The following is a 24,487-nucleotide window of genomic DNA, read 5'->3' on the forward strand; positions in this document are numbered from 1 at the left end:
AGCAACGGGACGCCAAAGGGAAGGGAGGCCGTCATATGCTGGGGATCTGGTTGGGGGTGGCACTGGTCAACATCAGCGGGTATCAACCCATTGCGGAACAAACCTGGGTGCAGCTCAACCCGGAGTACTATCCGGTGCAGCGCCCCGTGCCGCCCATTTTTGCGGCCTGGCGGGGCAATCAGTTTCCCCCTCTTGAACAGAGAAAGAAGAATGGCCGCTGGCAGATCCTCTTTCCTGCCCGGCTGGTGCCCCCCTTCGATCTGTTCGAAGGGGAGGCCCAGCTCTCCAAGGCTTACCTGGCCAGGCTAAAGCGCATCGATGAGATGGCCTATGGCATGGCGCCCCACCAATCAGTACAGCAAGCCGCCTCCTCGGCCCTCTCGTTCGAAGTCCCGGGCGCTGTCGCCTTTGTCGCCGAGTTCTCCCTGCCTCGGGAGAGGAAGGCGCGGATGCCCCTGGGGGAGCCCTTGCTCGCACGGCTTGGGGGGCAGGTCCCCACCCAGGCCTTGGCAAGACAGGGAGATGCACAGCCCATGGCCACCGCAGATTCTGCCCCTGAGCAGGCGACCTTGACTCTTTCCGCCACGGCGGCAGGGGAGGCCTCGCGGGTTTGTCATCAGGTGGCGGCGGGAGAGACCCTGTGGCGTATCGCAAGCCAGCTTCAGTCAAAGGAGACCGGCGGTTCGGATACTTACAGCTATCTGCTGGCGCTGGTACAGGAAAATCGTGACAGGATGGCCAAAGGGATCCAGGTGCAGGCCGGGCAGCGCCTCTATTGCCCCACAGCGCAGACTCTGGCGCAATTCGATGCCCTGAGCCCGGCCCAGCGACAGCAGCAGTTTGCCCGTCTGGAGCAGGGGCGTTAGGGGATGGTGAGAGGCGTGGTGGAGTGCCTTTTGCCTAGAGAAGAGTGCCGCGGGTTCTTTCCTTGTATCCCCTCCGGGCCCGTGCTAGTATTCGCGCTCGTTTTGCGAGGTGCTGACCGGTCGCAGTCAACACCATACATTCATCTTAAAAGAGATAATCACTATGTCTTTCGTATTCCAAGCTGAAGTCCGTTCTGACCTGGGGAAAGGTGCGAGCCGCCGCCTGCGTCATGCTGACCTGGTTCCTGCCATCGTTTACGGTGCAGGCAAAGAAGCCGTGTCCGTTACCCTGGACCACAAAAAGCTGATCCTGGCCCAAGAGAAGCCGGAGTTCTACTCCTCCGAGCTGACCCTGGTCATCAACGGTGAAGAAGTCAAAGTGAACGTGAAGGCTATCCAGCGTCACCCGGTTCGCTACAAGCTGGTTCACCTGGATTTCGTTCGCGTCTAATCGACAACGAACTTTCCTGTGAAGAGGCCACCCAATCGGGTGGCCTCTTTGTTTTTACAGCATTTTTTCCGGGAAAATAAAATACTCAAACAGCACTATTGGTCTTTACTTGTAGGCATGATTGACAGCAGGACACGTGTTGTGGTGCTCTGATGTCCAAAAGGTACTCGGGTAAGTCCATTCTTCGGGGCGATGTTGACCGTTATGAAAGGAATCGTACGGACATATATCCTGCTGTTTTCACCTATTCTGCTGTTGGTCCTGGCGGGTGGCTATCTGCTGGGCAATGCACTGATCGAGCGCGAGCTCTATCGCGTTCGCAGCGATGAGAGCACCTTCCTGGCGCTTGCCAGCGGCCGCCTTGACGGCGAGCTGGCGGTGCCGCTGCGCCATGTGCGCAGCATGTCGGAAGAACCCATCCTGCTCGAAGCGGCGGCTCGCAATGACCGTGAGACCCTGGCCGTCCAGTTCACCATCCTGCTGAACCGCAATCCCGACTATGCCCAGGTGCGCTGGCTTGCCCCGGATGGCATGGAGCGGGTGCGCATCGATCGCCAGGGCCAGCGTCTGTGGCGTGTGACGGACGACCAGTTGCAGAACAAGGGGGAGCGTTACTACTTTCGCGATGCCATGGCGCTGCCCTGGGAGCGGGTCTACGTCTCGCCGCTCGATCTCAACGTTGAACACGGGGTGATCGATCGCCCCTTCAACCCCATGATCCGCATTGCCAAGCGTCTGCGCCTTGGGGGACGTGATCTTGGTCTGCTGCTTATCAACGTCCAGGCTGCCCGTATGCTCAAGGAGTTTGCCGACAACCGCGGCAAGGCAGCCGATCACATCATGCTGTTCAACCAGGATGGATACTGGCTGCGCAGCCCGGACCCATCCCGGGAGTGGGGCTTCATGCTCGAGCGCCCGGATCTGACTCTGAAGCAGACTTCTCCCCAGGCCTGGCAGGCGTTCTGGGACGCATCAAACGGCCAGATGGAGTCTGCCGACGGACTCTGGAGCTGGACCACCCTGTACCCGGCACAGAATCATGATCAGCTGATCTGGAAAGCCGCGTCCCTGGTGCCGCACAGCGAGCTGCAGGCCATTCGCACTCATATCTGGGGGATCATCTTGGCCGCCAGCGCCGTGCTGCTGCTGTTGTTTGGTGCCGGTGTGGCTGCACTGGTGCGCAGCAGGCACAAGGAGCAACTGGCCCAGCAGGAAGCGGCCAGGTTGGCACAGGTCAAAGGTGATTTCATCGCCAACATGAGCCACGAGATCCGCACCCCCATGAACGCCATTATGGGGCTGACCTACCTGCTCGAACAGGGAGGGCTCGACGATGGTCAGCATGCCCTGGTGCGCAAAATCCACCAGGCCGGGCAGGCGCTGCTCGGGATCATCAACGACATCCTTGATTTCTCCAAGATTGAGTCGGGTCGGCTCGAGCTTGAGCGGGTGCCATTCAGTCTCGAAGAGGTGCTCGATCACGTGGCTGCCATCATGTCCACCTGCGTTGGCCAGAAGCACCTCGAACTGGTGGTGAGCAGTGCCCCCGAGCCGGTTTCCCATCTGATTGGGGACGCCCTGCGCCTCGAGCAGGTGCTGCTCAACCTGACCGGCAATGCCATCAAGTTTACCGAACGCGGCGAGGTGGAGGTCAAGGTCGTGCTGGAAGCAGAGCAAGACGGCATGGCCACCTTGCTGTTTCGGGTGCGCGACACCGGGATCGGCATTCCCCCCGAGCAACAGGCCAACATTTTCAATGCCTTCTCCCAGGCAGACTCCTCCACCAGTCGCCGCTTCGGGGGCACCGGGCTTGGTCTGACCATCAGTCGCCGCCTGGTGAACCTGATGGGGGGGGACATCGGCGTCACCAGCGAGCTTGGCAAGGGGAGCGAATTCTGGTTCCGCGTCCGGCTGGAGCAGGTGGAGCGGCCCGAGGCCTTGAACGAGCGTCTGCAGCACATCTCGCTGCTCATCGCCGACGACAATCAGGTGACCCGCGACGCCCTGTCGATGACGGTGGGTTCCCTCGGATGGCAGTCGCGGGTGGTGGAGTCCGGTGAGCAGGCGCTGCACCATCTGCTGCGCCAGGGGGAGCGTTTCGACGTGATCCTGCTCGACTGGATCATGCCGGGCATGGACGGGCTCGAGACCTGCCTGGCCATTCGCCGCGCCTTCGAGCAGCAGGAGCGTTCACCCATCATCATCATGGCGACCGCCTATTCCCAGGATGAACTGATGCACCGCCCCGGCTCGGATCAGGTGGATCTGGTACTGCACAAACCGGTCACCGGCTCCAGTCTTTACAATGCGGTGGCGCGTCTCATCCACGAGAAGCGCGAGCATGTGGAGCCCCTTGAGAGTGGCCAGCGCCGTCTGCGCCTGCCGGGCGTGCACATACTGCTGGTGGATGACAGCGACATCAACCTTGAGGTGGCGACCCGCTTGCTGCAACGGGAGGGGGCCGAGGTGATCACCGCCATCGACGGGGAGCGAGCCCTGGCCTGCCTGGCAGATCCGGCCCGGCGCATCGATCTGGTGCTCATGGATGTGCAGATGCCGGTGATGGATGGCTACGAGGCGACCCGTCGCCTGCGCCTGCTGCCGGGGCGGGAGGAGACTCCCGTGCTGGCTCTCACCGCAGGGGTATTCAAGGATCAGCGGGAGGCGGCATTGGCCTCTGGCATGAACGACTTCATCGCCAAGCCGCTCGATGTGGAGCAGCTTATCGCGACCTTGCTGCGTTATCTGCCGGACGTTGTCCTGCCGCTCACCGTGAACGACGAACTACTCCCCCACGAGCCGGTGGCCGGCATCGATATCGATACCGGACTGCGCAACTGGGGTGAAGCCTCGGTCTATCTTAAATACCTGCGGCGTTTTCGCGATGACTACATGACGGTCGGTACCGTGTTGCCGGGTTACATCGCCCAGCACGAGACCGATGCGGCCGCGAGCCTGACCCACAAGCTCAAGGGGGTGGCGGGCAGCCTGTCGCTCACCGATGTGGCGCGTATCAGTGCCGAGTTGAACGAGGCCATCGAGCAGGGTGGGGACACCAGCCAGCTTATCGCGCCCTTCCTCGAGGCCCTGGAGCGGGCGCAACACTCCATCGATACCTATGCCGGGCGCGAGCCGGGCGCGGTCAGCTCCCCGCTGGCCCAGGGGGAGGCGCGGGAGGTCTGCCTGCACGCCCTGCATCAGGCCCTGGTGAGCGAGGATCTGGATCTGATTGAGCCGGCGCTGAGCCAGGCAAGGAGTCACTTGCCTTGCGAGCTGGTGAGCGAAATAAGTGCAGCCCTGGAGCTGTTCGATATCCCGTTCGCCACCCGCAAGCTGGAGGCATATCTGGAGGATCGGGAGGAACCTGCGCCATGAGTCGACCGCGCGTGCTGATCATCGACGACGAGCCGAGCAACCTCGGGTTGCTGCGGCAAATCCTCAAGGAGGAGTACAACCTCTTCTTTGCCAAAGGGGGAGAGGAGGGGTTGGCCGCCGTGGGGCGTCACGAGCCGGCACTTATCCTGCTGGACGTGCGCATGCCCGATATGGATGGTTACGAGGTGTGCCGTCGGCTCAAGGCCGATCCGGCTCATGCCGGGATCCCGGTGCTCTTTATCACCGCGAGCGACAACGCAGACAGCGAGAGCCAGGGGTTCGAGGCGGGCGGAGTGGATTATATCTACAAGCCGGTCTGTCCGAGCACGGTGCGTGCCCGGGTGCGCAATCATCTCTCCCTGGTGCGCCTCGATCAGCTCGAGTGCAGCTATCGCACTGCCATCGTCATGCTGAGCGAGGCGGGCCACTACAACGACACCGACACCGGGGTGCATATCTGGCGCATGGCCGCATACGCCCGGGCCCTGGCTGATGCGGCTGGCTGGAGCCCGGAGCAGTCGGATCTGCTGGAGCTGGCGGCCCCCATGCACGACATGGGCAAGATTGGTATCCCCGATCACATCCTCAAGAAGCCCGGCCCCCTCACCGAGGAGGAGTGGGTCATCATGCGAAGTCATCCACGCATCGGTTACGAGATCCTGAGGCGATCCGATGCCCCCATTTTTCGCATGGCGGCGGAGATTGCCCTGCACCACCACGAGAAATGGGACGGCTCGGGCTACCCCGCTGGCGAGACCGGTGAGGGGATCCCCGAGGCGTCGCGGATAGTGGCCATCGCTGACGTCTTTGACGCCCTGAGCGTGCGTCGTCCCTACAAGGAGCCCTGGCCCCTGGACCGGGTGCTGGCCACCATGCGCGATGGTGCAGGCCAGCACTTCGATCCCCGGCTGCTCTCCCGTTTTCTCGAGATCATGCCGGAGATCTTGCGCCTCAAGGCTCAATGGGATGCCCGCGAGGAGCGGGGGGATTACCAGATGGGCTGTGTCAGATAGGGATTGCTGGCCCGTTCGTGACCAAAGGTGGAGCTCGGGCCATGGCCCGGAATAAAGACGATCTCATCCCCGAGCGGCAGCAGGGTCTCGGTGATCGACTTGATCAGCGTCCCGTGATCCCCGCGCGGGAAATCGGTGCGGCCTATGCTGCCGGCAAAGAGCACATCCCCCACCCAGGCGAGGCGTTCTGCCTGGCAGAGCAGCACGATGTGGCCCGGAGTGTGGCCCGGGCAGAAATAGACCTCCAGCTCGCATTTGCCAACCTGTACCTTGTCACCCTGTTCGAGCCAGCTATCCGGTGTAAAGGCCGGAGTATGGGCAAAGCCGAACATCTGGCTCTGCTGGGGCAGGATATCGAGCCAGAAGGCATCCTCCTTGTGGGGGCCGGTAATGGCGATACCGGTTCTCTCGCGCAGCTCGGCGGCAGCGCCCACGTGATCCAGATGGCCGTGGGTCAGCAGAATATGGGTGAGGGTCAGCCCCAGTTTGGCAATGGCGGCCAGCAGCTTGTCCGCCTCGCCGCCGGGATCGACGAGGGCAGCCTGGCGGGTCTCGTCACACCAGATAAGCGAACAATTCTGGGCGAACTGGGTGACCGGGATCACCTCGAACTTCAACATGTGGGACTCTCCTGAGGGGTCTGAAGGGGGGAGCGTTTGGCGAAGAAGGCGAGGCAGGCCTCCTTGTCACCACGAAACAGGATCCGCTCGCGCTTGTTGTCCAGCTGATAGCGGTACATGGGGTCATAGTAGCGAGTCAGCAGCAGCCTGATCCAGACCAGATGGGCGCGGGTGTCCCCGCTCTGGGCCTGTTCCCTGAGGGCGGCCTGCAACAGCCCATCGAGTTCGCGATAATCCTTGTCACCGAGTCGGCGCTTGAGCCTGGCCATGGCGTCGGTGAGGTAGCCGGCAAACAGCGGCCAGCCTGCATCTGGCCCATGGAACTCCAGATAGCGCAGCCAGAGATCCTGCACGTAATCGGTGCGGATCTGCTCGGCCCGTGCCTCCTGCGGCACCTCCACCACCACCAGAGGAGCCCGGCACATGGCCTCATAAAGGTTGAGTGGCAGGGCGCAGCGACCGATGAGACGGCTCTCGTCTTCCAGCACAAACTGTGATTCCCCCCGGTTGCGACGCTGAAGCAGCTCGATGGCAAGCCGGTTTTCGAAGTCGATGTTGCCGGGTTGCCCACCCGGCAGCTGGCCAAACGACGACCCCCTGTGACGGGCGTGCCCTTCCAGATCCACCGCCTGGGTGATGTGCGCCAGCATGTGGGTCTTGCCGGAGCCGGTCATGCCGGTCAGCACGGTCCAGTCGCACTCTGCACTGGCCTTCGCCTGGGTGTCGATGAGAAAGTGGCGCAGCGCCTTGTAGCCGCCCGCGACCCGGGGGCGGGTGACGCCGGCCTCGGCCAGCCACTGTTGTACGGTTTGCGAGCGCAGGCCGCCGCGAAAACAGTAGAGCAGGGCGTCGGGTTGCTGGCGCAACCTGGCCAGCCAGCCTTCCATGCGCGCGGCGCGCACCGCGCCACCTACCAGTTGATGGCCCAGGGTGATGGCTGCGGCCTGTCCCTCCTGCTTGTAACAGGTACCGACCCGGGCGCGCTCCTCGTCAGTCATCAGCGGCAGGCTGACGGCGGTGGGAAAGGCCCCTTCCTTGAACTCGACGGGGGCGCGCAGATCGATGAGTGGAACCTCATCCAGAAAGATCCGGGCGTAATCCGTGGCCAGTGGCAGGGCACTCATTGGACAACCTCGATGAACTGGTTGCCGGTGCGGGCCTGCAACTGGCCGATGGGAGAGAGGGTCAGCCCTGCCTGTGCGGCAATGGCAAGGAGCTCGGCTTCACTTTCTTTACCGACGGCTACCAGCAGGCCGCCGCTGGTCTGCGGGTCGCACAGGATGTTGCGGGTGCGATCATCCATGGCGCCCAGCTTGTCACCATAGGAGTCGAAGTTGCGCAGGGTACCGCCCGGTACGCAGCCCTCACTCAGGTAGTAATCCACCTCGTCCAGCAGCGGCAGCGCCTTGAAGTCCAGACGGGCACTGACGCCGGAACCTTCGCACATCTCCAGCAGGTGGCCTGCCAGTCCAAAACCGGTCACGTCGGTCATGGCGTGTACGCCGGGTAAGGCGGCGAAGCGCTGGCCAATCTTGTTGAGGGTGCACATGGCATCCGGGGCCAGTTGTTCATGCTCGGGCTTGAGCTTGCCCTTCTTCTGGGCGGTGGTGAGGATGCCGATGCCAAGGGGTTTGGTCAGATAGAGGGTGTCGCCCACCTGGGCGGTGTCGTTCTGCTTGATGGCGTCGAGTGGCACGATACCGGTCACCGCAAGACCGAAGATGGGCTCGGGGGCGTCGATGCTGTGGCCACCGGCGAGCGAGATACCCGCCTCGTGGCACACCTGGCGGCCGCCGTCGATCACCTGCTGGGCCACTTCCGGCGCCAGCGTGTTGATGGGCCAGCCGAGGATGGCGATGGCGACGATGGGCTTGCCGCCCATGGCATAGATGTCGCTGATGGCATTGGTGGCAGCGATGCGACCGAAGGTAAAGGGGTCATCGACGATGGGCATGAAGAAGTCGGTGGTGGAGACGATGCCCTGGCCGTTGCCGATGTCGACCACGGCGGCGTCATCTTTGCTGCTGTTGCCGACCACCAGGGTGGGGTCGTCAAAGCCCGGGATCTGGCTCTTCAAGATGGTGTCGAGCACCTTGGGGGAGATTTTGCAACCGCAGCCAGCGCCGTGGCTGTACTGGGTCAGACGAATGGAAGACATGCTTTCCCCTTGTGTGGGCAGACTTGTGTGTGCCAATAACTGCTGCGGCGCCGTCAAATGTGCGCGCAAAAATAGGGTGGCCCTGGCGGCCTGTGAACACAGTGATGTCAGGCTGCCTGGCAGGACAGGAGGAGGGCAAGGATGCGCCGGCGAAGCCCCGCCAAGGACCACAGGACGGGCCATTATGCCACAAATGGCCGCTCTGGTTCGAACGGGAATTCACACAAAGCGCAGGGGATTGTCGGGTTCAAAAAGAGCCGTACTCTTCGCCTTGCTCAGGCTAGTCCCACTTTGAGCCGCCCCGACGGCGTGTCGGTCTTGCATCGGGGCAGCATGTGGCGACGGAAACTAGCCAGCTTGCTCCATCACTGGTTGGGGAGCCTTGCCTAGCCGGCGCAGTCGCCGTTGCAGCGGCCGCTCCAGCAGGGTGTAGCTCAGCGCCGAGAGCCCGATCAGCACGGCGAGCATCAACAGGGTGGCCAGCACCCCCAGCAAGGGGTTGGTCTGGGCGTACCACCACGCGGTGAGTCCCGGCGCCAGAGAGTGGACAAGCTCGCAGCCGGTGAGCAACACCAGGGCGTGGAGCAGGTAGATGGAGTAGGAGAGATCCCCCAGCCAGTTGGTGAAGTGGTTGTCCAGGAGGCGCAGCAGCGGGCTCTGGCGATCACCCTGGGCAGCGGCAATCCAGATCAGCAATACATAGGCGCTGATCAGCAGCAGGGTCAGCTGCGGCGTCATGGTGAACTGCATCAGTGCGAAGGGGAGCAAAAAGGCGAGCAGCAGCGGCAGATCTTGCTGCATCATGGGCCACTGGCGGGCAGCCTTCACTTTCGGCAGCAGCCAGAGGCCGAGCACGAATTCACTCACCCCGCGCCCGATGGCCAGCGCTCCGCTGGTGACATCCAGGGTACCCCGGCTGTTCACGATAAAGGCCAGTACCGTCAGGGCCAGCAAGGGGGCGAGGTTGCTCCAGCGGCTGCGGGTGACGGCGAGGGGAATGAGCAGCGGAAACAGCAGATAGCTAATCCACTCCACGCTGAGCGACCAGGCGGCGAAGTTCCAGGTCAATCCGTGATCGGTCACCACCTGCAGCAGCAACAGGCTGCTTGGCAGCGCCTCGGCGGGGGTGAAGGGGGAACCAAAAGGAGGCATCCCCTCCCACTCCCACATCTTGAACAGGGGGCCGGCGTAGAAGCCAATCCCATGGTGGGCCTTGTAGAGCTCCCAGCCCACCAGCAGCAGCAGGGTCACCAGGTAGAGGGGATACACCCGGGTCAGCCGCAGCCAGAGGAAGCGGCCATAACTTATGGTTCGGGGCGTGCGGGCGAAAGCCTCCCCGTAGACATGGGCCAGCACCAGCCCGCTCAAGATAAAGAAGAGATCGACCCAGAGGTAGCCGTTCTCGATGAGTCGGGTGTGGCCGGCGATCGACTCCATCCACTGGGGGAAGAGCAGCAAGCGGGCGTGGAACAGCACCACCATCAGGGCAGCGATGCCCCGCAGCGGCGTCAACAGCGGCAATGATTGATTCATGACGGGATCCTTGATGATGTTCAGCTTGGCCTGACATCGATTTTTGTTGTGGTGCCGCTCATCAACCCTGATGAGTCGGCTGCCCCGGCTTGGCGGCCACAGGCGGGATCACCCTACCTAAAAGAGAGCCATACGGGTGTGATTGCCGTCATGAATGGGCGTTTATCATCCCAAAACCAGCATGGGATAGGGACGCATCGAAAATAGAGAGGGGATCTAGACTAGGGAAGTCATCCCTCTGAGCGTCAGGAACATCCCCATGAAACTCTATGCCCACCCCTTTTCGTCCTACAGCCAGAAAGTGCTGATCGCCCTTTACGAGAATGCCACCCTGTTCGAGTACCGGAATCTCGAAGAGCCGGCGGCGAACGCCGAACTTGCCGCCCTCTGGCCACTCAAGCGCTTCCCGGTGTTGCTGGATGATGGTCGCTGCATCCTCGAGAGCAGCACCATCGTCGCCCATCTGCAGGCGCACCATCCGGGTCCCGTCAGCCTGATCCCGCCCGGCGATGCGGGTCTGGAGGTGCATATGCTGGATCGCGTCTTCGACAACTATGTGATGACGCCGATGCAAAAAGTGGTGCTGGATGCGCTGCGCCCGGCCGCGGATCGCGACCGCTATGGCGTAGCGGAGGCCCGTGAGATGCTCAATCAGATCTACCCCTGGCTTGATCAGCGACTGGAAGGACGCCACTGGATTGCCGGCGCAGACTTCACGCTGGCCGATTGCGCCGCCGCCCCCTCGCTCTTCTACGCCGACTGGGCCCACGAGATCCCGGCTGGCTATGGCCGTCTGCGTGCCTATCGCGCCCGTCTGCTGGGTCACCCCTCGGTCGTCCGGGTGGTGAACGAGGCGAGACCCTATCGCCACTACTTCCCCCTGGGGGCGCCGGCCCGTGATTGAATTGACATGAGCGGTCCTCATGGACTTGGTAGGGGTTGTTGGCGTCACTTTATGGCGAAAGCCCAGCACCATCGAGTGAAAAAGCGATAAGTTAATGTAAACAAAGGGTTGTCATTGGAACCCGGTTTACTATATTGGTTGAGCAGTTATCATTTCGTTACCAATTCGTATCGGTATGAACAATAAGCAGCTTAACAATCGAGGATCCAAGTATGAGACTGACCCTGATTGCCAAGAGTGTTGCATTGGCAGGTATGCTCGCCACTGTGGCCATGCCTGGCTTTGCTCAAGAGAGCCCCAAAGAGGCGACGGCGGCGACCAAAGCAGCCAATGACGCCCTTTACAAGCAGCTCCCTTTCTCCAACAAGACAGATTTCACCAATGCTCACAAAGGATTCATCGCCCCCTTGCCGGATGCGGTGATCAAGGGCGAGCAAGGCAATGTGATCTGGGATCCCACCAAATACGGCTTCATCAAGGAAGGGGAAAAGTCACCTGAGACGGTCAATCCCAGTCTTTGGCGCCAGGCCCAGTTGATCAATATCAGTGGCTTGTTTGAGGTGACCGACGGCATTTATCAGATCCGCAACCTCGATCTGTCCAACATGACCATCATCGAAGGCAAGGATGGCATCACCGTCGTCGATCCCTTGGTTTCCGCAGAGACGGCCAAGGTCGGCATGGAGCTCTACTACAAGCATCGCGGCAATAAACCGGTCAAGGCCGTGATCTATACCCACAGCCACGTCGACCACTATGGCGGTGTCAAAGGGGTAGTCAGTGAAGAGGACGTCAAGTCCGGCAAGGTCAAGGTCTATGCCCCCGAAGGCTTCATGGAGGCTGCTGTAGCCGAAAACATCATGGCAGGCAACGCCATGAGCCGTCGCGCCAGCTACATGTATGGCAACCTGCTGCCGCCTGATGCCAAGGGCCAGGTGGGCGCCGGGCTCGGTACTACCACGTCCGCCGGTACAGTGACCCTGATTGCACCAACGAATTACATCACCAAGACGGGCCAGAAAGAGAGTATCGATGGCCTGACCTATGAGTTCATGATGGCGCCGGGCTCCGAAGCACCGGCCGAGATGCTTTGGTATATCGAAGAGAAGAAGGCCATCTCTGCGGCTGAAGATGCCACCCATACCCTGCATAACACCTATTCCCTGCGCGGCGCCAAGATCCGCGAGCCGCTGCCCTGGTCCAAATATCTGAATCAGGCTCTGACCATGTGGGGCGACAAGGCAGAGGTCATCTTCGCCCAGCACCACTGGCCAACCTGGGGGAATCAGGAGGTCACGACACTGCTCAAGTCCCAGCGCGACCTCTATCGCTACATCAACGATGAAACCCTGCGGATGATCAACCACGGCTATACCCGTGACGAAATCGCCGCCAACTTCAAACTGCCCGACAACCTGGCCAACACCTGGTCCAGCCGTGGCTACTATGGCTCCATCAGCCACAACGTCAAGGCGACCTATGTACTCTATCTGGGCTGGTTTGACGGTAACCCGGCTACCCTGGATGAGCTGCCGCCGGTAGAGGCCGCCAAGAAGTATGTCGATTACATGGGCGGTGCCGACCATATCCTGAAAAAAGCGAAAGAAGACTTCGCTCAGGGTAATTATCGCTGGGTCGCTCAGGTGACCAGCAAAGTGGTCTTTGCCGATCCGGATAACCAGGCGGCTCGCGCCCTGGAAGCCGATGCCCTCGAGCAGCTGGGTTATCAGGCAGAATCCGGCCCGTGGCGTAACTTCTACCTGACCGGTGCCAAGGAGCTGCGCGGTGGTGTCAAGCAGTTGGCTACCCCGAATACCGCCAGCCCGGATACGGTGCGTGCCATGTCACTGGATATGTTCTTTGACTATCTGGCTGTTCGCTTGAATGGCGAGAAGGCGGGTAATGCCCACGCGGTGCTGAACTTCGACTTCGGGGATCAAGGAGGGAAGTACAAGCTCGAGCTGGAAAATGGTGTGCTCAACAATACCGCCAATGCCCAGGACGAGAAGGCCGATGCGACCATCACGCTCTCGCGCGATGTGCTCAATAACTTGCTGCTCAAGCAGACCACCTTCGAACAGGCGGTGGCCGCAGGGGACATCAAGATCGACGGCAATGCCGATAAACTCAAGGAAGTGCTCAGCTATCTGGACAACTTCGAGTTCTGGTTCAACATCGTTACCCCATGATCAAGCCATTGGCTCGACTCCTGCTCTGTGCCCTGGTTCTGGGGACTTCCCCCACGACCAGGGCCTGTGGCTACGACATGGCTTGGGATAATCCCTTCCAGCTCAGTTGGCCTGGCTCGTTGGACATCGCAATGGCGACCTCGGCAGCCATCTCGACGGACAGGCTGAGCCCCATCCCCGCCATCATGGGCAAGGAGGGGTTTTCCCGCAGCTACCAGTGGCTCAATCAACTGAGAGCAAGTCTGAAAACAACTGGCATTCCGGGCAATGTGTCCATTCTGCTGGTGGATTCCGGGCTCTGGTCCAGGTTGAGGGGCAAACAGACACTATTGTTGCAGAGTCACACCCAGGGGCCCGTCGAGGGTGACAGGGTAGTGCTGCTGAGCGAGGCGGCAATTGATGCCTTGCTGGCAGGACGTCTCTCTGCCAGCGACGCCGTGGCGTTGGGAGTGATGCGGATCGATGAGGATGCTGGTGGTGTCTTGTTGCAACGGCTGGACCAGGCCCTTGCAAGGGAGATCGTCCGTCGTTGACACAACCGATAACGAAAAGGCCGCCTGTTGGGCGGCCTTTTTATTGGCGACATTCATGCAATGCAGATTGGTGTCGTCGCTAGGATCAGCGGGCGCGCACCACCAGCCCCTTGAGGTAGAAGCCTTCCGGATAGGCGGTGCCGATGGGGTGATCGGATGCCTGGGAGAGCAGCTCCAGGATCTGGGCATCGCGACCGGCATCGAGGGCCGCATCGGCCACGATTTTCTGGAACAGGCTCTGTTCCATCAGGCCGGAGCAGGAGTAGGTCAAGAGCACGCCACCCGGCGCCAGCAGTTGGAACGCCAGCATGTTGATGTCCTTGTAGCCGCGGCAGGCGCCCAGCAGCTGGGCCTTGCTCTCGGCAAACTTGGGCGGGTCCAGCACGATGACATCGAACTTCTCGCCCTTTTCGCGATATTCGCGCAAGAGCTTGAAGACGTCGTGACGCACGAACTGGGTGTTGCTGGTATCGAGACCGTTCAGTTCGGCGTTCTGGCGGGCGATGTCCAGCGCATTCTGGGAGAGATCGACGTTGACTACCTCCTTGGCACCGCCCTGGAGGGCATAGACCCCGAAACCGCCGGTGTAGCAGAAGCAGTTGAGCACCCGCTTGCCTTCAGTGTATTTCGCTGCGGCAAGGCGGTTGTCCCGCTGATCCAGATAGAAACCCGTCTTGTGACCGTTACGAATATCGACCAGGATCTTGACGCCGCCGTTCTCCTCGATCACCACGGGGTCGGTCGGGGTCTCGCCATGGATGACGCCGGTGCGCTCCTTCAGCCCTTCCTTCTTGCGCACGGCCACGTCGGAGCGCTCATAGATGCTGCACTCGGGGTAGAGGGTACGCAGCGCTTGCGTGATCAGCTCGCGCTGGAACTCGGCACCGGCGGAGAGGATCTGGCACACCAGGAAGTCGGCGTAGCGGTCGATGGTCAGACCCGGCAGACCGTCGGATTCGGCGGCGCAGAGGCGATAGCCGGTGAGGCCCTGACGCTTGATGAGCCCGTCGCGGGACTCCTGCGCATATTTGAGGCGACGGATGAAGAAGTCGAGATCGACGCTCTCATCCTTGTCGAAGGTCCAGACCCGGGCACGGATCTGGGAGCTGCCGGACCAGGCGCCACGGGCGAGCCATTTGCCGTCATGGGTGAAGATCTCGACGGTATCGCCGTCAACGGGGTTGCCCTGCACCCGCTCAATGCCCTTGGAGAAGATCCAGGGGTGGCGACGCAGCAGGGATTTTTCGCGGCCTTTGACGAGATAGATGGAAGCGCTCATGGGTAGTTGCCGATGGTAGAAAAGAAGGGGGCATATAGTAGGGGCTGTGAGGGTAGGCACGCAAGCCGCGTCTACCGGGATCCGTGCATCCACACGCGGTCAGGGTCGAACGGGCTGTTTCGCGCGTCCCCAGCGCCTGGCCCAGACATGGCAGGCCATCTGGAGGATGGCCTGCCGGAGGGGGTCAGATCCGCAGGCCGGTGAGCGCCTGACCGAGTTCATTGGCGGTTCCCTTGAGGCCGGTGGTGCCGGCGACCGCCGCGCTGGCGGACTCCTCCACCCGGCTCGCCTCGTGGCGCACCTTGTCGAGGTTGCGGGTGATCTCTTCTGCCACCGAACTCTGCTCTTCGCTGGAGGTGGCGATCTGGGTGCTCATCTCCAGCACCGCATCGCTGTGGTTGCTGAGCCGCTCGATGTCCATGCCCACCTCGGCGATGAGCTGCTGGCTGTCGGCCGCGCGCCCCACCGTCTTCTCCATGATGTCGTTCAGCGCCCCGGTCCCGGCTTGGAGCTCCTCGATCATCTGCTGGATTTCCACCGTGGCCTGCTGGGTGCGGCTGGCGAGGGTGCGCACCTCGTCGGCCACCACCGCAAAGCCGCGTCCCTGTTCACCAGCCCGGGCGGCCTCGATGGCGGCGTTGAGGGCCAGCAGGTTGGTTTGCTGGGAGATGGCGTTAATGACGTTGACCACTTCGTTGATGCGATTGGCGTTGTGAGTCAGCCGCTCGACCGCGCCCGATGCATTGCCAATTTCGTCCGCCAGGGTGCGGATGGCGGTGATGGTGCGTGCCACCCGCTGTGCCCCGTGAGTCGCCTCGTCGCTGGACTGGCGGGTTTGCAGCAGGGTGTCGTTGGCGTTGCGGGCCACTTCCCGGATGGCGGCGGACATCTGCTCCATGGCGGCGGCCAGGGAGTCCATGTGCTGGCGCTGGGCACGGGCAAGCTGCTCGCCGTCGCTGGCATGCTCGCGAAATTCGTCTGCGGCCAGGGTAAGGGCATCGGCGGACTCTTCCACCAGTTGCACTATCTTGTGCTGGCGGTCGGTGAAGGTGTCGATGCTGCCCGCCAGAATGGAGAACTCGTCCCGCACCGGGAAGAAGTTGAGCCGGAAGGTGAGATCGCCGTTCGCTACCGTCTGCAATGCCTTGTTGGTGGAGTAGAGCGCCCCCGAGACGAAGGTCATCAGATAGTGGGTGATGAGGGCCAGCAGGGCGGCCAGCACCGCGATGATGGTCAGGGTAGTGCCCTGGCCATCCCAGAGGGCGTAGTGACTCGTATCCAGGGTGCCGGAGACGACGCCCGCCTGACCTGCGCTGGCGCCATAGCGATAGATGTCCCCCTGCTGGCTAAGGCCGGTGGCGGCGCCAGGCGTGAGTACGAGATCCGCGGGCAGGGTAAGGGTCGGCTGCTGGCTCACCAGCTGGGCCGTGGTCTCGACCCGCCCTTTTAGCTGATCCACTCTGAGCTGCATCGCCTGATCATGGCCGTCGGCCAGCAGATACCAGGTGAGGAAGGCGATGAACACCAGGGGGCACCAGAAGGTGATAAGAAATTTCTCGCTGATCGTGAGGTGAATGAGATAACGGTCAACCCACCGAAACTTTACTTCTTTCATAATGGTATTGCGTCCTGCAAGGGGAAGAGAGTGTCGCGCTCATTATCGCCCCGGGGAAAAATTACTTAAGGGAAAGGTGTGATAAATGGGAGAGCAATCGTTTGTCGTGCGGGTGTGGGGTCAGGTTCAGGGGGTGGGGTTTCGCTACTTCACCCGGGAGCGGGCGCTGCAACTGGGGCTGCGGGGGCATGCCTACAACCTGGAAGATGGCTCGGTGGAGATCCTGATTGCCGGTCCCGAACAGAAGGTACAGATGATGCTGGGCTGGCTTGAGCACGGGCCCCGAACCGCCACCGTCACCCGAATGGAGTGCACCCAGGCGTTGCCACCCACCGGAACCGGTTTTCATACCAACTAGCCGGGAGGGTTCATGGGGGAGAGCGGGATTGCGCAGGCCAACCGGCTCGTTGGGCAATATCGGGGGGCGACCCTGGCACTGCGCGAGCACAAGGGGATGGAAGAGGTGCATGCCTACCGGATAGCGGCCCGCCGCCTGCTGGCGCTGCTCGCCCTGTGGCGACCCCTCATTCATGAGCCCGAGCTGGAGCGGCGATTGACCCGTGCCGTCGGCACGCTCTCCGCCCTGCGCGATGCCCAGGTCTATGCGCAGCATCATGGTGGTTCGCTTCGGCAGAACCGCTTGCCACGGGTCCCCCTGTTGACCGGCCTGCTTGCCCGTTGGCTGGCCCGACTGGAAGAGGTGCCCGTCGGTGTCGATCTCTTGCCGCTGTTTCAGCTGCATCTGGCGCTGTCACTGTCGGATGCACTGGCGAAGACCACCTCCCTTCCTGTGGGCATCAGGGCGAAACTTCGGTGCTGGCACCGGCTGCGTCTGGTGCTGAAACAGGCGCGCTACGGGATGGAGCTGCTGACGGCACAGGGGGGAGGGGATCCGGCCTGGTTGTCCATGCTGGTGAGCTGGCAGGAGCGGCTTGGGCAATTGCAGGACAGGCGCCAATGGCTCAGACGCCTTGGGGGCGAAACGGGGCGGGGCCAGCAACGGCGAGCCCTGAAAACAGAGATCCGCTGCCAACTACTGCAACTGGATTGCCATCAGGCGGAGCTGGTCGGCCTTCGCATTGCATTGCTGCAGAGCGGGCAGTAAGCACCCCACAAGATAAAAAAAGAGAGGCCATTGGCCTCTCTTTTCATTGGGACTGTCCGGGAAGGGGCGTATTACTTCACGCGCATGCCCGGCTGGGCACCTTCCTGGGGCTCGAGGATCCAGAGATCCTTGCCGCCCGGACCTGCCGCCAGCACCATACCTTCGGACATGCCAAAGCGCATCTTGCGCGGGGCCAGGTTGGCCACCATCACGGTCAGCTTGCCTTCCAGATCTTCCGGGTTGTAGGCGGACTTGATACCGGCAAAGACCTGACGGGTTTCGCCGCCGATATCCAGCTGCAACTTCAGCAGCTTCTCGGCTTCCGGCACCGCTTCGGCTTTCTTGATCAGCGCCACCCGCAGGTCAATCTTGGCAAAGTCGTCGTAGGTGATGGTCTCGCTGATGGGATCGTCCACCAGGGGGCCTGCCGGCTTCTTGCTCTGCTCCTTGGCGAGATCTTCCTTGGACGCTTCCACCATGGCATCCACCTTGGCGGACTCGATGCGGGAGAAGAGTGCCTTGAAGGGGGCGACGCCGTGGTCGACCAGAGGGGCGGCGATGCCATCCCAGGTCAGGGTTTCGCCAAGGAAGGCTTCGGCGCGCTCGGCCAGTTGCGGCATGACGGGCTTCAAGTAGGCCATCAGCACGCGGAACAGGTTGATGCCGACGGAGCAGACGGCTTGCAGCTCGGCATCCGCCCCTTCCTGCTTGGCGATGACCCAGGGAGCCTTGTCGTCCACATAGCGGTTGGCCTTGTCGGCCAGGGCCATGATCTCGCGGATGGCGCGGCTGAATTCGCGCGCTTCATAGGCTTCGGCGATGCTGGCGCTGGCGTTGGCAAACTCGGCGTAGAGTGCGGGCTCGGCGCAGGTGGCGGCCAGCTTGCCGTCAAAACGCTTGGCGATAAAGCCAGCGTTGCGAGAGGCCAGGTTGACCAGCTTGTTGACCACGTCGGCGTTGACGCGGGAGACGAAGTCTTCGAGGTTCAAGTCCAGATCGTCGATGCGGCTGTTGAGCTTGGCAGCGTAGTAGTAACGCAGGCACTCCGGATCCAGGTGCTTGAGATAGGTGGACGCCTTGATGAAGGTGCCCTTGGACTTGGACATCTTGGCGCCGTTGACGGTCACATAGCCGTGCACGTTGACCTTGGTCGGCTTGCGGAAGTTCGCGCCTTCCAGCATGGCTGGCCAGAACAGGCAGTGGAAGTAGGCGATGTCCTTGCCGATGAAGTGATAGAGCTCGGCGTCGGAGTCCGCTTTCCAGTAGCTGTCGAAGTCGATGTCGCCGCGCTTGTTGCACAGGTTCTTGAACGACGCCATGTAGCCGATGGGGGCGTCCAGCCAGACATAGAAGTACTTGCCGGGGGCACCGGGAATTTCGAAGCCGAAGTAGGGGGCGTCACGGGTGATGTCCCACTGCTGCAGGCCGCTTTCGAACCACTCTTGCATCTTGTTGGCCATCTCTTCCTGGATGGCGCCGGAGCCGCGTACCCAGTCGGCGAGCCAGGCTTCGAACTGAGGCAGGTCGAAGAAGTAGTGTTCTGAGTCCTTCATCACCGGGGTCGCACCGGAGACGGCGGATTTCGGATCAATCAGCTCGGTCGGGCTGTAGGTGGCGCCGCAAGCGTCGCAGTTGTCACCGTACTGATCGGGGGACTTGCACTTGGGGCAGGTGCCCTTGACGAAGCGATCCGGCAGGAACATGGATTTTTCCGGATCAAACAGTTGGGAGATGGTGCGGATCTTGATTTTGCCGGACTCTTTGAGGCGGCCATAGATCACGCCCGCCAGCTCGCGGTTTTCGTCGCTGTGGGTGGAGTGGTAGTTGTCGAAGCTGATGTTGAAACCGGCAAAATCCCCCTGGTGCTCCTGGGAGACGGCGGCAATCATCTCTTCCGGCGAGATCCCCATCTGCTGCGCCTTGAGCATGATAGGCGTGCCGTGGGCATCGTCGGCACAGACGAAATGCACCTGATGGCCACGCATTCGCTGATAACGAACCCAGATATCGGCCTGGATGTGTTCCAGCATGTGGCCGAGATGGATGGAGCCGTTGGCATAGGGGAGGGCGCAGGTTACCAGCATTCTACGAGGATCAGTTGCCATAATACGTTCTTTATGTGCCTGTTGGGATGATACAGTGCCGTGCATGTTACCCGAATTGGGGGCGGCCTGCCTAGGGTTGTGGCCCCCGGTGCCCTGACTGGCGGCATCACGATGACGTCGGCAAGCCACTGATTTATGTGCGGTAACCGTTCACCTCAGCATAACGACAACATAATGGGGAGTTAATGGTGATTGATTCAGTAAAACAGATCCTGGCCGAATTTAAGCCGGCAGAATGGGGCAAGGATCTGGTCGCGGCCGGTTTTGTGCGTACCGTCGAGCGGCACGAACAGACCCTGGCTATCACGCTGGTGCTGCCCTTTGCCGGCCAGTCCCTGTTTGAACAGATCAAAGAGGAGTTCGATTCCCGGCTGCGCAGCGCAACCGGTGCGACCCGCATCGACTGGACGGGGGAGATAGACGTGGCCAGCATGCCCCGCGCGCAGCAACTGGCGGCGGTGCAGGGGATCCGCAATATCCTGGTGGTTGCCTCCGGCAAGGGAGGGGTGGGCAAGTCCACTACCGCGGTCAACCTGGCGCTGGCGCTGCAAAAAGAGGGGGCGCGGGTCGCCCTGCTGGATGCGGACATCTATGGCCCCTCCATCCCGACCATGACGGGGACCCTCAAGGAGCGCCCTGTCAGCTTTGATGGCAAGTTGATGGAGCCGGTGATGGCCTGCGGCATCAAGAGCAACAGCATCGGTTATCTGGTGGCCGAGCAGGATGCCACCATCTGGCGCGGTCCCATGGCGAGCAAGGCACTCGGGCAGATCCTGCACGAGACCCGCTGGGGCGAGGTGGACTACCTGGTGGTGGACATGCCCCCGGGCACCGGCGATATTCAGCTGACGCTGGCCCAGCAGGTGCCCACCACGGCGGCGGTGATCGTCACGACGCCCCAGGATGTGGCGCTGGCAGATGCCCGCAAGGGGATTGCCATGTTCAACAAGGTCAATGTGCCTGTGCTTGGCATCGTCGAGAACATGAGTTACCACGTCTGCAGTGCCTGCGGGCATCACGAGCCGTTGTTCGGTACCGGCGGTGGCCAGAAGATGGCGGAGCAGTATCACGTGGCGCTGCTTGGTCAGTTGCCGCTGCATATTGACATTCGCCAGCACATGGATGACGGCTGCCCCACCGTGTTCGGTGTGCCGGATGGCGAGCTGTCACAGACTTACCTGAAACTGGCTCGCCGGGTAGGGGCCGAGCTCTATTTCAGCGCAAAACCGATTGCGACCCCGCTCTACACGGTGGCGCTGGACGAATAATCGGCGTTCGGCCAAGGGGGACGGATTTGGGGTGGGCATGGCCACCCCTTTTTCATATAATGGATCGGTTTAAACAATCCCCAGTGCTCTTCTCTTTAGGTATTTTCAATGTCTGATACTCAACATTCCTGCGTGATCATCGGTATTGCTGGTGCATCCGCGTCCGGCAAGAGTCTTATCGCCCAAACCATCTATGAAGAGCTGGTGGCCGAGCTGGGAGCGGGTCAGATTGGTGTGATCACCGAGGATTGCTACTACCGTGATCAGACCCACCTGACCATGGAAGAGCGGGTCAAGACCAACTATGACCACCCCAATGCCCTGGATCACGATCTGCTGGTGCAGCATCTGACCCAGCTGACGCAAGGGGAGGCGGTCAACATCCCACAGTACTCCTATACCGAGCACACGCGCATGACCGAGGTCACTACCTTTGCACCGCGCCGTGTCATCATCCTCGAAGGGATACTGCTGTTGACTGACAGCCGCCTGCGCGAACTGATGGACGCCTCCATCTTCATGGATACCCCGCTCGACATCTGTTTGCTGCGCCGTCTGGTGCGCGATGTGCAGGAGCGCGGTCGTACCATGGACTCCGTGCTCAAGCAGTATCAGAAGACTGTGCGTCCCATGTTCATGCAGTTCATCGACCCGTCCAAGCAGTATGCCGACGTGATCGTGCCCCGTGGCGGCAAGAACCGCATCGCCATCGACATGCTCAAGGCGCGTATCCGCCATATGTTGATTGGTTGAGAGAAAACAAGCCGGGTGATGCCCGGCTTTTTTTAATGAATCTTTTGTCAGGAGAGTCGCAGAATGCGTCTTTGTGATACCGATATCGAACGGCACCTGGATGAAGGCAAGATCGTCATCGAGCCGCGGCCCGGTGTTGAGCGGATCAGCGGCGTCAGCGTCGATGTGCTGCTGGGCAACGAGTTTCGGGTGTTTCGCGATCATACCGCGCCTTATATCGACCTTGGCGGTACCAGTGCCGAGATGGCCGATGCCATCGAGCGGGTGATGAGCGAGGAGATCCACGTGCCGGACGGCGAAGCCTTCTATCTGCACCCGGGTCAGCTGGCGCTGGCGGTGACCTATGAATCGGTTACCTTGCCCGCCGATATCGTCGGCTGGCTGGATGGTCGTTCCTCCCTGGCGCGCCTGGGCCTCATGGTGCACGTCACCGCCCACCGCATCGATCCGGGCTGGTCCGGTCGCATCGTGCTGGAGTTTTACAACGGCGGCAAGTTGCCTCTGGCCCTGCGTCCCAAGATGAAGATCGGTGCCCTGAACTTCGAGATGCTGTCAGGTACCGCGGCTCGCCCGTACAACAAACGGGAAAATGCCAAATACAAGAGTCAGCAAGGGGCTGTGGCCAGCCGGATCAACCAGGATTGACCCCCGCACCGTGCGGCTTGTCTATCGAGGAGGGTGCCAGGGCACCCTCTTTTATATCTGACAAAAGGAAACGGACGTGCCGAGCGGGTTGAAAGCGGCCTTTTTCGGGACATCGAGCTATGCTTAGGCTTTGATTGACGCCTATCCACAGCAATGGAATGGACTTAAATTAATCCTCGACAAGCCCCGTTCCTACAGGCCCTAAGACATTTTCTGACGGAATGCCCTTTTTTTTTTTTGCTGAAATATTTCAACAACGGGTATGGCGCATCGAGCCTTCTGGCATAATCCGCCGCAACTCATAAACAGGTTCGTTTTTATGTTTGAAATGTTTAGTGGTTTGGGTTTGTGGTGGTCAATCGGTTTGGTATTGGCCGTTTTTTTTGTGCTGGCCTATGAATTCATCAACGGCTTTCACGATACCGCCAACGCGGTAGCAACGGTTATCTATACCAAGGCGATGCCGGCTCATATGGCGGTGGTGGCTTCCGGTCTGTTCAATTTCGCCGGTGTCATGCTGGGTGGATTGGGGGTGGCCTATGCCATCGTTCACCTGCTGCCCATCGATCTGCTGCTTGGCATGGACTCTACCCAGGGTCTGATCATGGTGTTCTCCCTGCTGTTCTCGGCCATCGTCTGGAACCTGGGAACCTGGTACTTCGGTATTCCGGCATCCAGCTCCCACACCCTGATCGGTTCCATCCTGGGGGTAGGCGGCGCCTATGCCCTGATCAGCCATCAACCCCTGAAAGAGGGTATCAACGTCGGCAAAGCCATCGACATCATGCTCTCTCTCATCATCTCTCCCACCGTGGGCTTCATCATTGCCGCCCTGCTGCTGTTCGCCATGAAGCGCGTATGGCTTGGCAGCAAGATCCACAAGACCCCGGAAGAGCGCCTGCTGGTGGACGGCAAGAAGCATCCACCGTTCTGGGCCCGTGTCACTCTGATTTGCTCCGCAATGGGGGTGAGCTTCGTGCACGGCTCCAACGATGGTCAGAAAGGCATCGGTCTGGTGATGCTGGTGCTGATCTGCATGGCGCCTGCCTATTTTGCGCTGGACATGAACAGCCGCTCCTATGATCTGGACAGAACCCAGGATGCCAACCAGCGCATCATGGAGATCTACCAGCGTAACCAGGAACAGGTTTCCCATCTGGTGAACTTCAGTGTGCCTGCCAAAGCCCAGGAAGAGCTGATGAGTCACTGTGCGGCAGGGGAGGCCCTGCAGGCCATGGCTACCCTCGACAAGCGTCTCGGCCAGGTGCGCACCTACGAGGAGATGAACCTGGTGGATCGCCGCGAGGTGCGTCGTCTGCTGCTGTGCATCGACGACACTGCCCGCAAGGTCTCCAAGTTGCCACTGCCGGCCAAGGAGCTGACCGATCTCGCCAAATGGCGCAAGGATCTGACCGCAACGGCCGAATATGCGCCGACCTGGGTCATCGTGTCCATCGCCCTGGCGCTCGGTTGCGGCACCATGGTGGGCTGGCGTCGTATCGTCTACACGGTAGGGGAGAAGATCGGTTCCTCCGGCATGACCTACAGCCAGGGCATTGCAGCCCAGATCACGGCCGCCGCGTCCATCGGGATTGCGAGTCTAACCGGGATGCCGGTGTCCACTACCCACATTCTCTCCTCCGCGGTGGCGGGGACCATGGTGGCCAACAAGTCCGGCCTGCAGAGCCAGACCATCAAGACCATTCTGCTGGCCTGGGTGCTGACGTTGCCGCTCACCATGCTGCTCTCCGGCGGTCTCTTCCTGCTGAACAACCATCTCTTTGGCGGATAAGCGCGACAGTCATTGGAAATGAAACAAGGGCCTTCGGGCCCTTTTTTGTGGCGCTGTCCCAATTATGTGTTGGAAGGCTCATCTGGAAGTAGGTCATCACCGCGAGGACCTTCATCATGGATACGCCAGCCTTCCAACACCTGTTGTCCCTCTTTCCATTACTTACTCTGCGTCAGCGCCGTGTCGCTCAGCATGAGCTCGCCGCTCCACACCCGATTACGTCCCTCCATGCCCAGTTACCCACATGCTGCGGCTGTCCCCACTGCCAGGCGGATGCCACCCA

At 61.1% G+C, this 24,487-nt stretch carries 20 protein-coding genes and 1 pseudogene; 14 read left to right on the forward strand and 7 right to left on the reverse strand.

Going from position 1 to position 24,487, the window contains the following annotated elements; all coding sequences use genetic code 11:
- Nucleotides 1-35: 35 nt before the first annotated feature.
- The 4 genes from AB5Y51_RS13575 to AB5Y51_RS13590 all read left to right on the forward strand — a co-directional run bounded on the left by AB5Y51_RS13575 (nucleotide 36) and on the right by AB5Y51_RS13590 (nucleotide 5,705).
- The gene (locus AB5Y51_RS13575; RefSeq protein WP_368178588.1) at nucleotides 36-866 is read left to right on the forward strand and encodes a hypothetical protein; all 831 of its coding nucleotides are present in this window, start codon (nucleotides 36-38) and stop codon (nucleotides 864-866) included.
- A gap of 163 nt (nucleotides 867-1,029) precedes the next feature.
- A complete protein-coding gene (gene rplY / locus AB5Y51_RS13580) occupies nucleotides 1,030-1,317 on the forward strand; it encodes a 50S ribosomal protein L25 (RefSeq protein ID WP_010674717.1) in 288 nt (95 codons plus the stop codon).
- A gap of 204 nt (nucleotides 1,318-1,521) precedes the next feature.
- Entirely contained in the window at nucleotides 1,522-4,692 is a 3,171-nt protein-coding gene (locus tag AB5Y51_RS13585) for a response regulator (RefSeq protein WP_368178589.1), read from the forward strand.
- The gene (locus tag AB5Y51_RS13590) at nucleotides 4,689-5,705 is read left to right on the forward strand and encodes an HD domain-containing phosphohydrolase (protein WP_039039149.1); all 1,017 of its coding nucleotides are present in this window, start codon (nucleotides 4,689-4,691) and stop codon (nucleotides 5,703-5,705) included. Before AB5Y51_RS13585 ends, AB5Y51_RS13590 begins: the two co-directional genes overlap by 4 nt.
- Here AB5Y51_RS13590 and AB5Y51_RS13595 read toward each other — a convergent pair.
- The 4 genes from AB5Y51_RS13595 to AB5Y51_RS13610 all read right to left on the reverse strand — a co-directional run bounded on the left by AB5Y51_RS13595 (nucleotide 5,681) and on the right by AB5Y51_RS13610 (nucleotide 10,016).
- The gene (locus AB5Y51_RS13595; RefSeq protein WP_323918906.1) at nucleotides 5,681-6,325 is read right to left on the reverse strand and encodes an MBL fold metallo-hydrolase; all 645 of its coding nucleotides are present in this window, start codon (nucleotides 6,323-6,325) and stop codon (nucleotides 5,681-5,683) included. The two genes, AB5Y51_RS13590 and AB5Y51_RS13595, sit on opposite strands and share 25 nt — an antisense overlap.
- Nucleotides 6,319-7,449 (reverse strand): tRNA 2-selenouridine(34) synthase MnmH, encoded by a 1,131-nt coding sequence (mnmH, locus tag AB5Y51_RS13600; RefSeq protein ID WP_041211414.1) that lies wholly within the window; start codon nucleotides 7,447-7,449, stop codon nucleotides 6,319-6,321. The genes AB5Y51_RS13595 and mnmH overlap by 7 nt, the downstream gene beginning before the upstream one ends.
- Complete coding sequence (gene selD / locus AB5Y51_RS13605; protein ID WP_045524852.1) at nucleotides 7,446-8,483, reverse strand: selenide, water dikinase SelD; 1,038 nt, start codon at nucleotides 8,481-8,483, stop codon at nucleotides 7,446-7,448. Before selD ends, mnmH begins: the two co-directional genes overlap by 4 nt.
- 348 nt (nucleotides 8,484-8,831) lie before the next feature.
- Entirely contained in the window at nucleotides 8,832-10,016 is a 1,185-nt protein-coding gene (locus AB5Y51_RS13610) for an acyltransferase family protein (RefSeq protein WP_368178590.1), read from the reverse strand.
- A 259-nt stretch (nucleotides 10,017-10,275) separates the two neighbouring features.
- On the opposite strand from AB5Y51_RS13610, the gene AB5Y51_RS13615 reads away from it, so the two are divergent.
- The 3 genes from AB5Y51_RS13615 to AB5Y51_RS13625 all read left to right on the forward strand — a co-directional run bounded on the left by AB5Y51_RS13615 (nucleotide 10,276) and on the right by AB5Y51_RS13625 (nucleotide 13,642).
- Nucleotides 10,276-10,920 (forward strand): glutathione S-transferase family protein, encoded by a 645-nt coding sequence (locus tag AB5Y51_RS13615; RefSeq protein ID WP_042863855.1) that lies wholly within the window; start codon nucleotides 10,276-10,278, stop codon nucleotides 10,918-10,920.
- Nucleotides 10,921-11,132: 212 nt separating this feature from the next.
- Nucleotides 11,133-13,109, forward strand: coding sequence for an alkyl/aryl-sulfatase (locus AB5Y51_RS13620; RefSeq protein ID WP_266142051.1), 1,977 nt, complete (start codon nucleotides 11,133-11,135; stop codon nucleotides 13,107-13,109).
- Nucleotides 13,110-13,240: 131 nt separating this feature from the next.
- A complete protein-coding gene (locus tag AB5Y51_RS13625) occupies nucleotides 13,241-13,642 on the forward strand; it encodes a hypothetical protein (RefSeq protein ID WP_223302553.1) in 402 nt (133 codons plus the stop codon).
- Between the two features lie 85 nt (nucleotides 13,643-13,727).
- Here the strand turns inward: AB5Y51_RS13625 and AB5Y51_RS13630 are convergent, their stop codons facing one another.
- Nucleotides 13,728-14,921: a class I SAM-dependent methyltransferase gene (locus AB5Y51_RS13630; protein WP_039039155.1), complete on the reverse strand. Its 1,194-nt coding sequence runs from the start codon at nucleotides 14,919-14,921 to the stop codon at nucleotides 13,728-13,730.
- A gap of 184 nt (nucleotides 14,922-15,105) precedes the next feature.
- Nucleotides 15,106-16,536 (reverse strand): methyl-accepting chemotaxis protein, encoded by a 1,431-nt coding sequence (locus AB5Y51_RS13635; protein WP_368178591.1) that lies wholly within the window; start codon nucleotides 16,534-16,536, stop codon nucleotides 15,106-15,108.
- Between the two features lie 85 nt (nucleotides 16,537-16,621).
- Between AB5Y51_RS13635 and AB5Y51_RS13640 the strand changes: the two genes are divergently transcribed.
- Nucleotides 16,622-16,894 (forward strand): acylphosphatase, encoded by a 273-nt coding sequence (locus tag AB5Y51_RS13640; RefSeq protein ID WP_010674727.1) that lies wholly within the window; start codon nucleotides 16,622-16,624, stop codon nucleotides 16,892-16,894.
- A gap of 12 nt (nucleotides 16,895-16,906) precedes the next feature.
- On the forward strand, nucleotides 16,907-17,641 hold the full coding sequence (locus AB5Y51_RS13645) for a CHAD domain-containing protein (RefSeq protein ID WP_368178592.1): 735 nt from the start codon (nucleotides 16,907-16,909) through the stop codon (nucleotides 17,639-17,641).
- Between the two features lie 71 nt (nucleotides 17,642-17,712).
- On the opposite strand, the gene metG is transcribed toward AB5Y51_RS13645, so the two are convergent.
- On the reverse strand, nucleotides 17,713-19,746 hold the full coding sequence (gene metG / locus AB5Y51_RS13650) for a methionine--tRNA ligase (protein ID WP_041215171.1): 2,034 nt from the start codon (nucleotides 19,744-19,746) through the stop codon (nucleotides 17,713-17,715).
- Nucleotides 19,747-19,931: 185 nt separating this feature from the next.
- Here metG and apbC point away from each other — a divergent pair, with 185 nt between their 5' ends.
- From apbC to AB5Y51_RS13675, 5 genes and pseudogenes are all read left to right on the forward strand, one after another.
- Complete coding sequence (apbC, locus tag AB5Y51_RS13655; RefSeq protein ID WP_368178593.1) at nucleotides 19,932-21,014, forward strand: iron-sulfur cluster carrier protein ApbC; 1,083 nt, start codon at nucleotides 19,932-19,934, stop codon at nucleotides 21,012-21,014.
- Nucleotides 21,015-21,122: 108 nt separating this feature from the next.
- Nucleotides 21,123-21,767, forward strand: a complete 645-nt coding sequence (gene udk / locus AB5Y51_RS13660) for a uridine kinase (protein WP_010674731.1) — start codon at nucleotides 21,123-21,125, stop codon at nucleotides 21,765-21,767.
- A 63-nt stretch (nucleotides 21,768-21,830) separates the two neighbouring features.
- Nucleotides 21,831-22,412: a dCTP deaminase gene (gene dcd, locus AB5Y51_RS13665; protein ID WP_010674732.1), complete on the forward strand. Its 582-nt coding sequence runs from the start codon at nucleotides 21,831-21,833 to the stop codon at nucleotides 22,410-22,412.
- A gap of 319 nt (nucleotides 22,413-22,731) precedes the next feature.
- Nucleotides 22,732-24,204 (forward strand): inorganic phosphate transporter, encoded by a 1,473-nt coding sequence (locus tag AB5Y51_RS13670; protein ID WP_041211421.1) that lies wholly within the window; start codon nucleotides 22,732-22,734, stop codon nucleotides 24,202-24,204.
- Between the two features lie 116 nt (nucleotides 24,205-24,320).
- A pseudogene (locus AB5Y51_RS13675) lies at nucleotides 24,321-24,487 on the forward strand (IS1595 family transposase); the annotation flags it as partial.

The organism is Aeromonas sp. R7-1 (assembly GCF_040908115.1).
Classification (GTDB): domain Bacteria; phylum Pseudomonadota; class Gammaproteobacteria; order Enterobacterales; family Aeromonadaceae; genus Aeromonas; species Aeromonas caviae.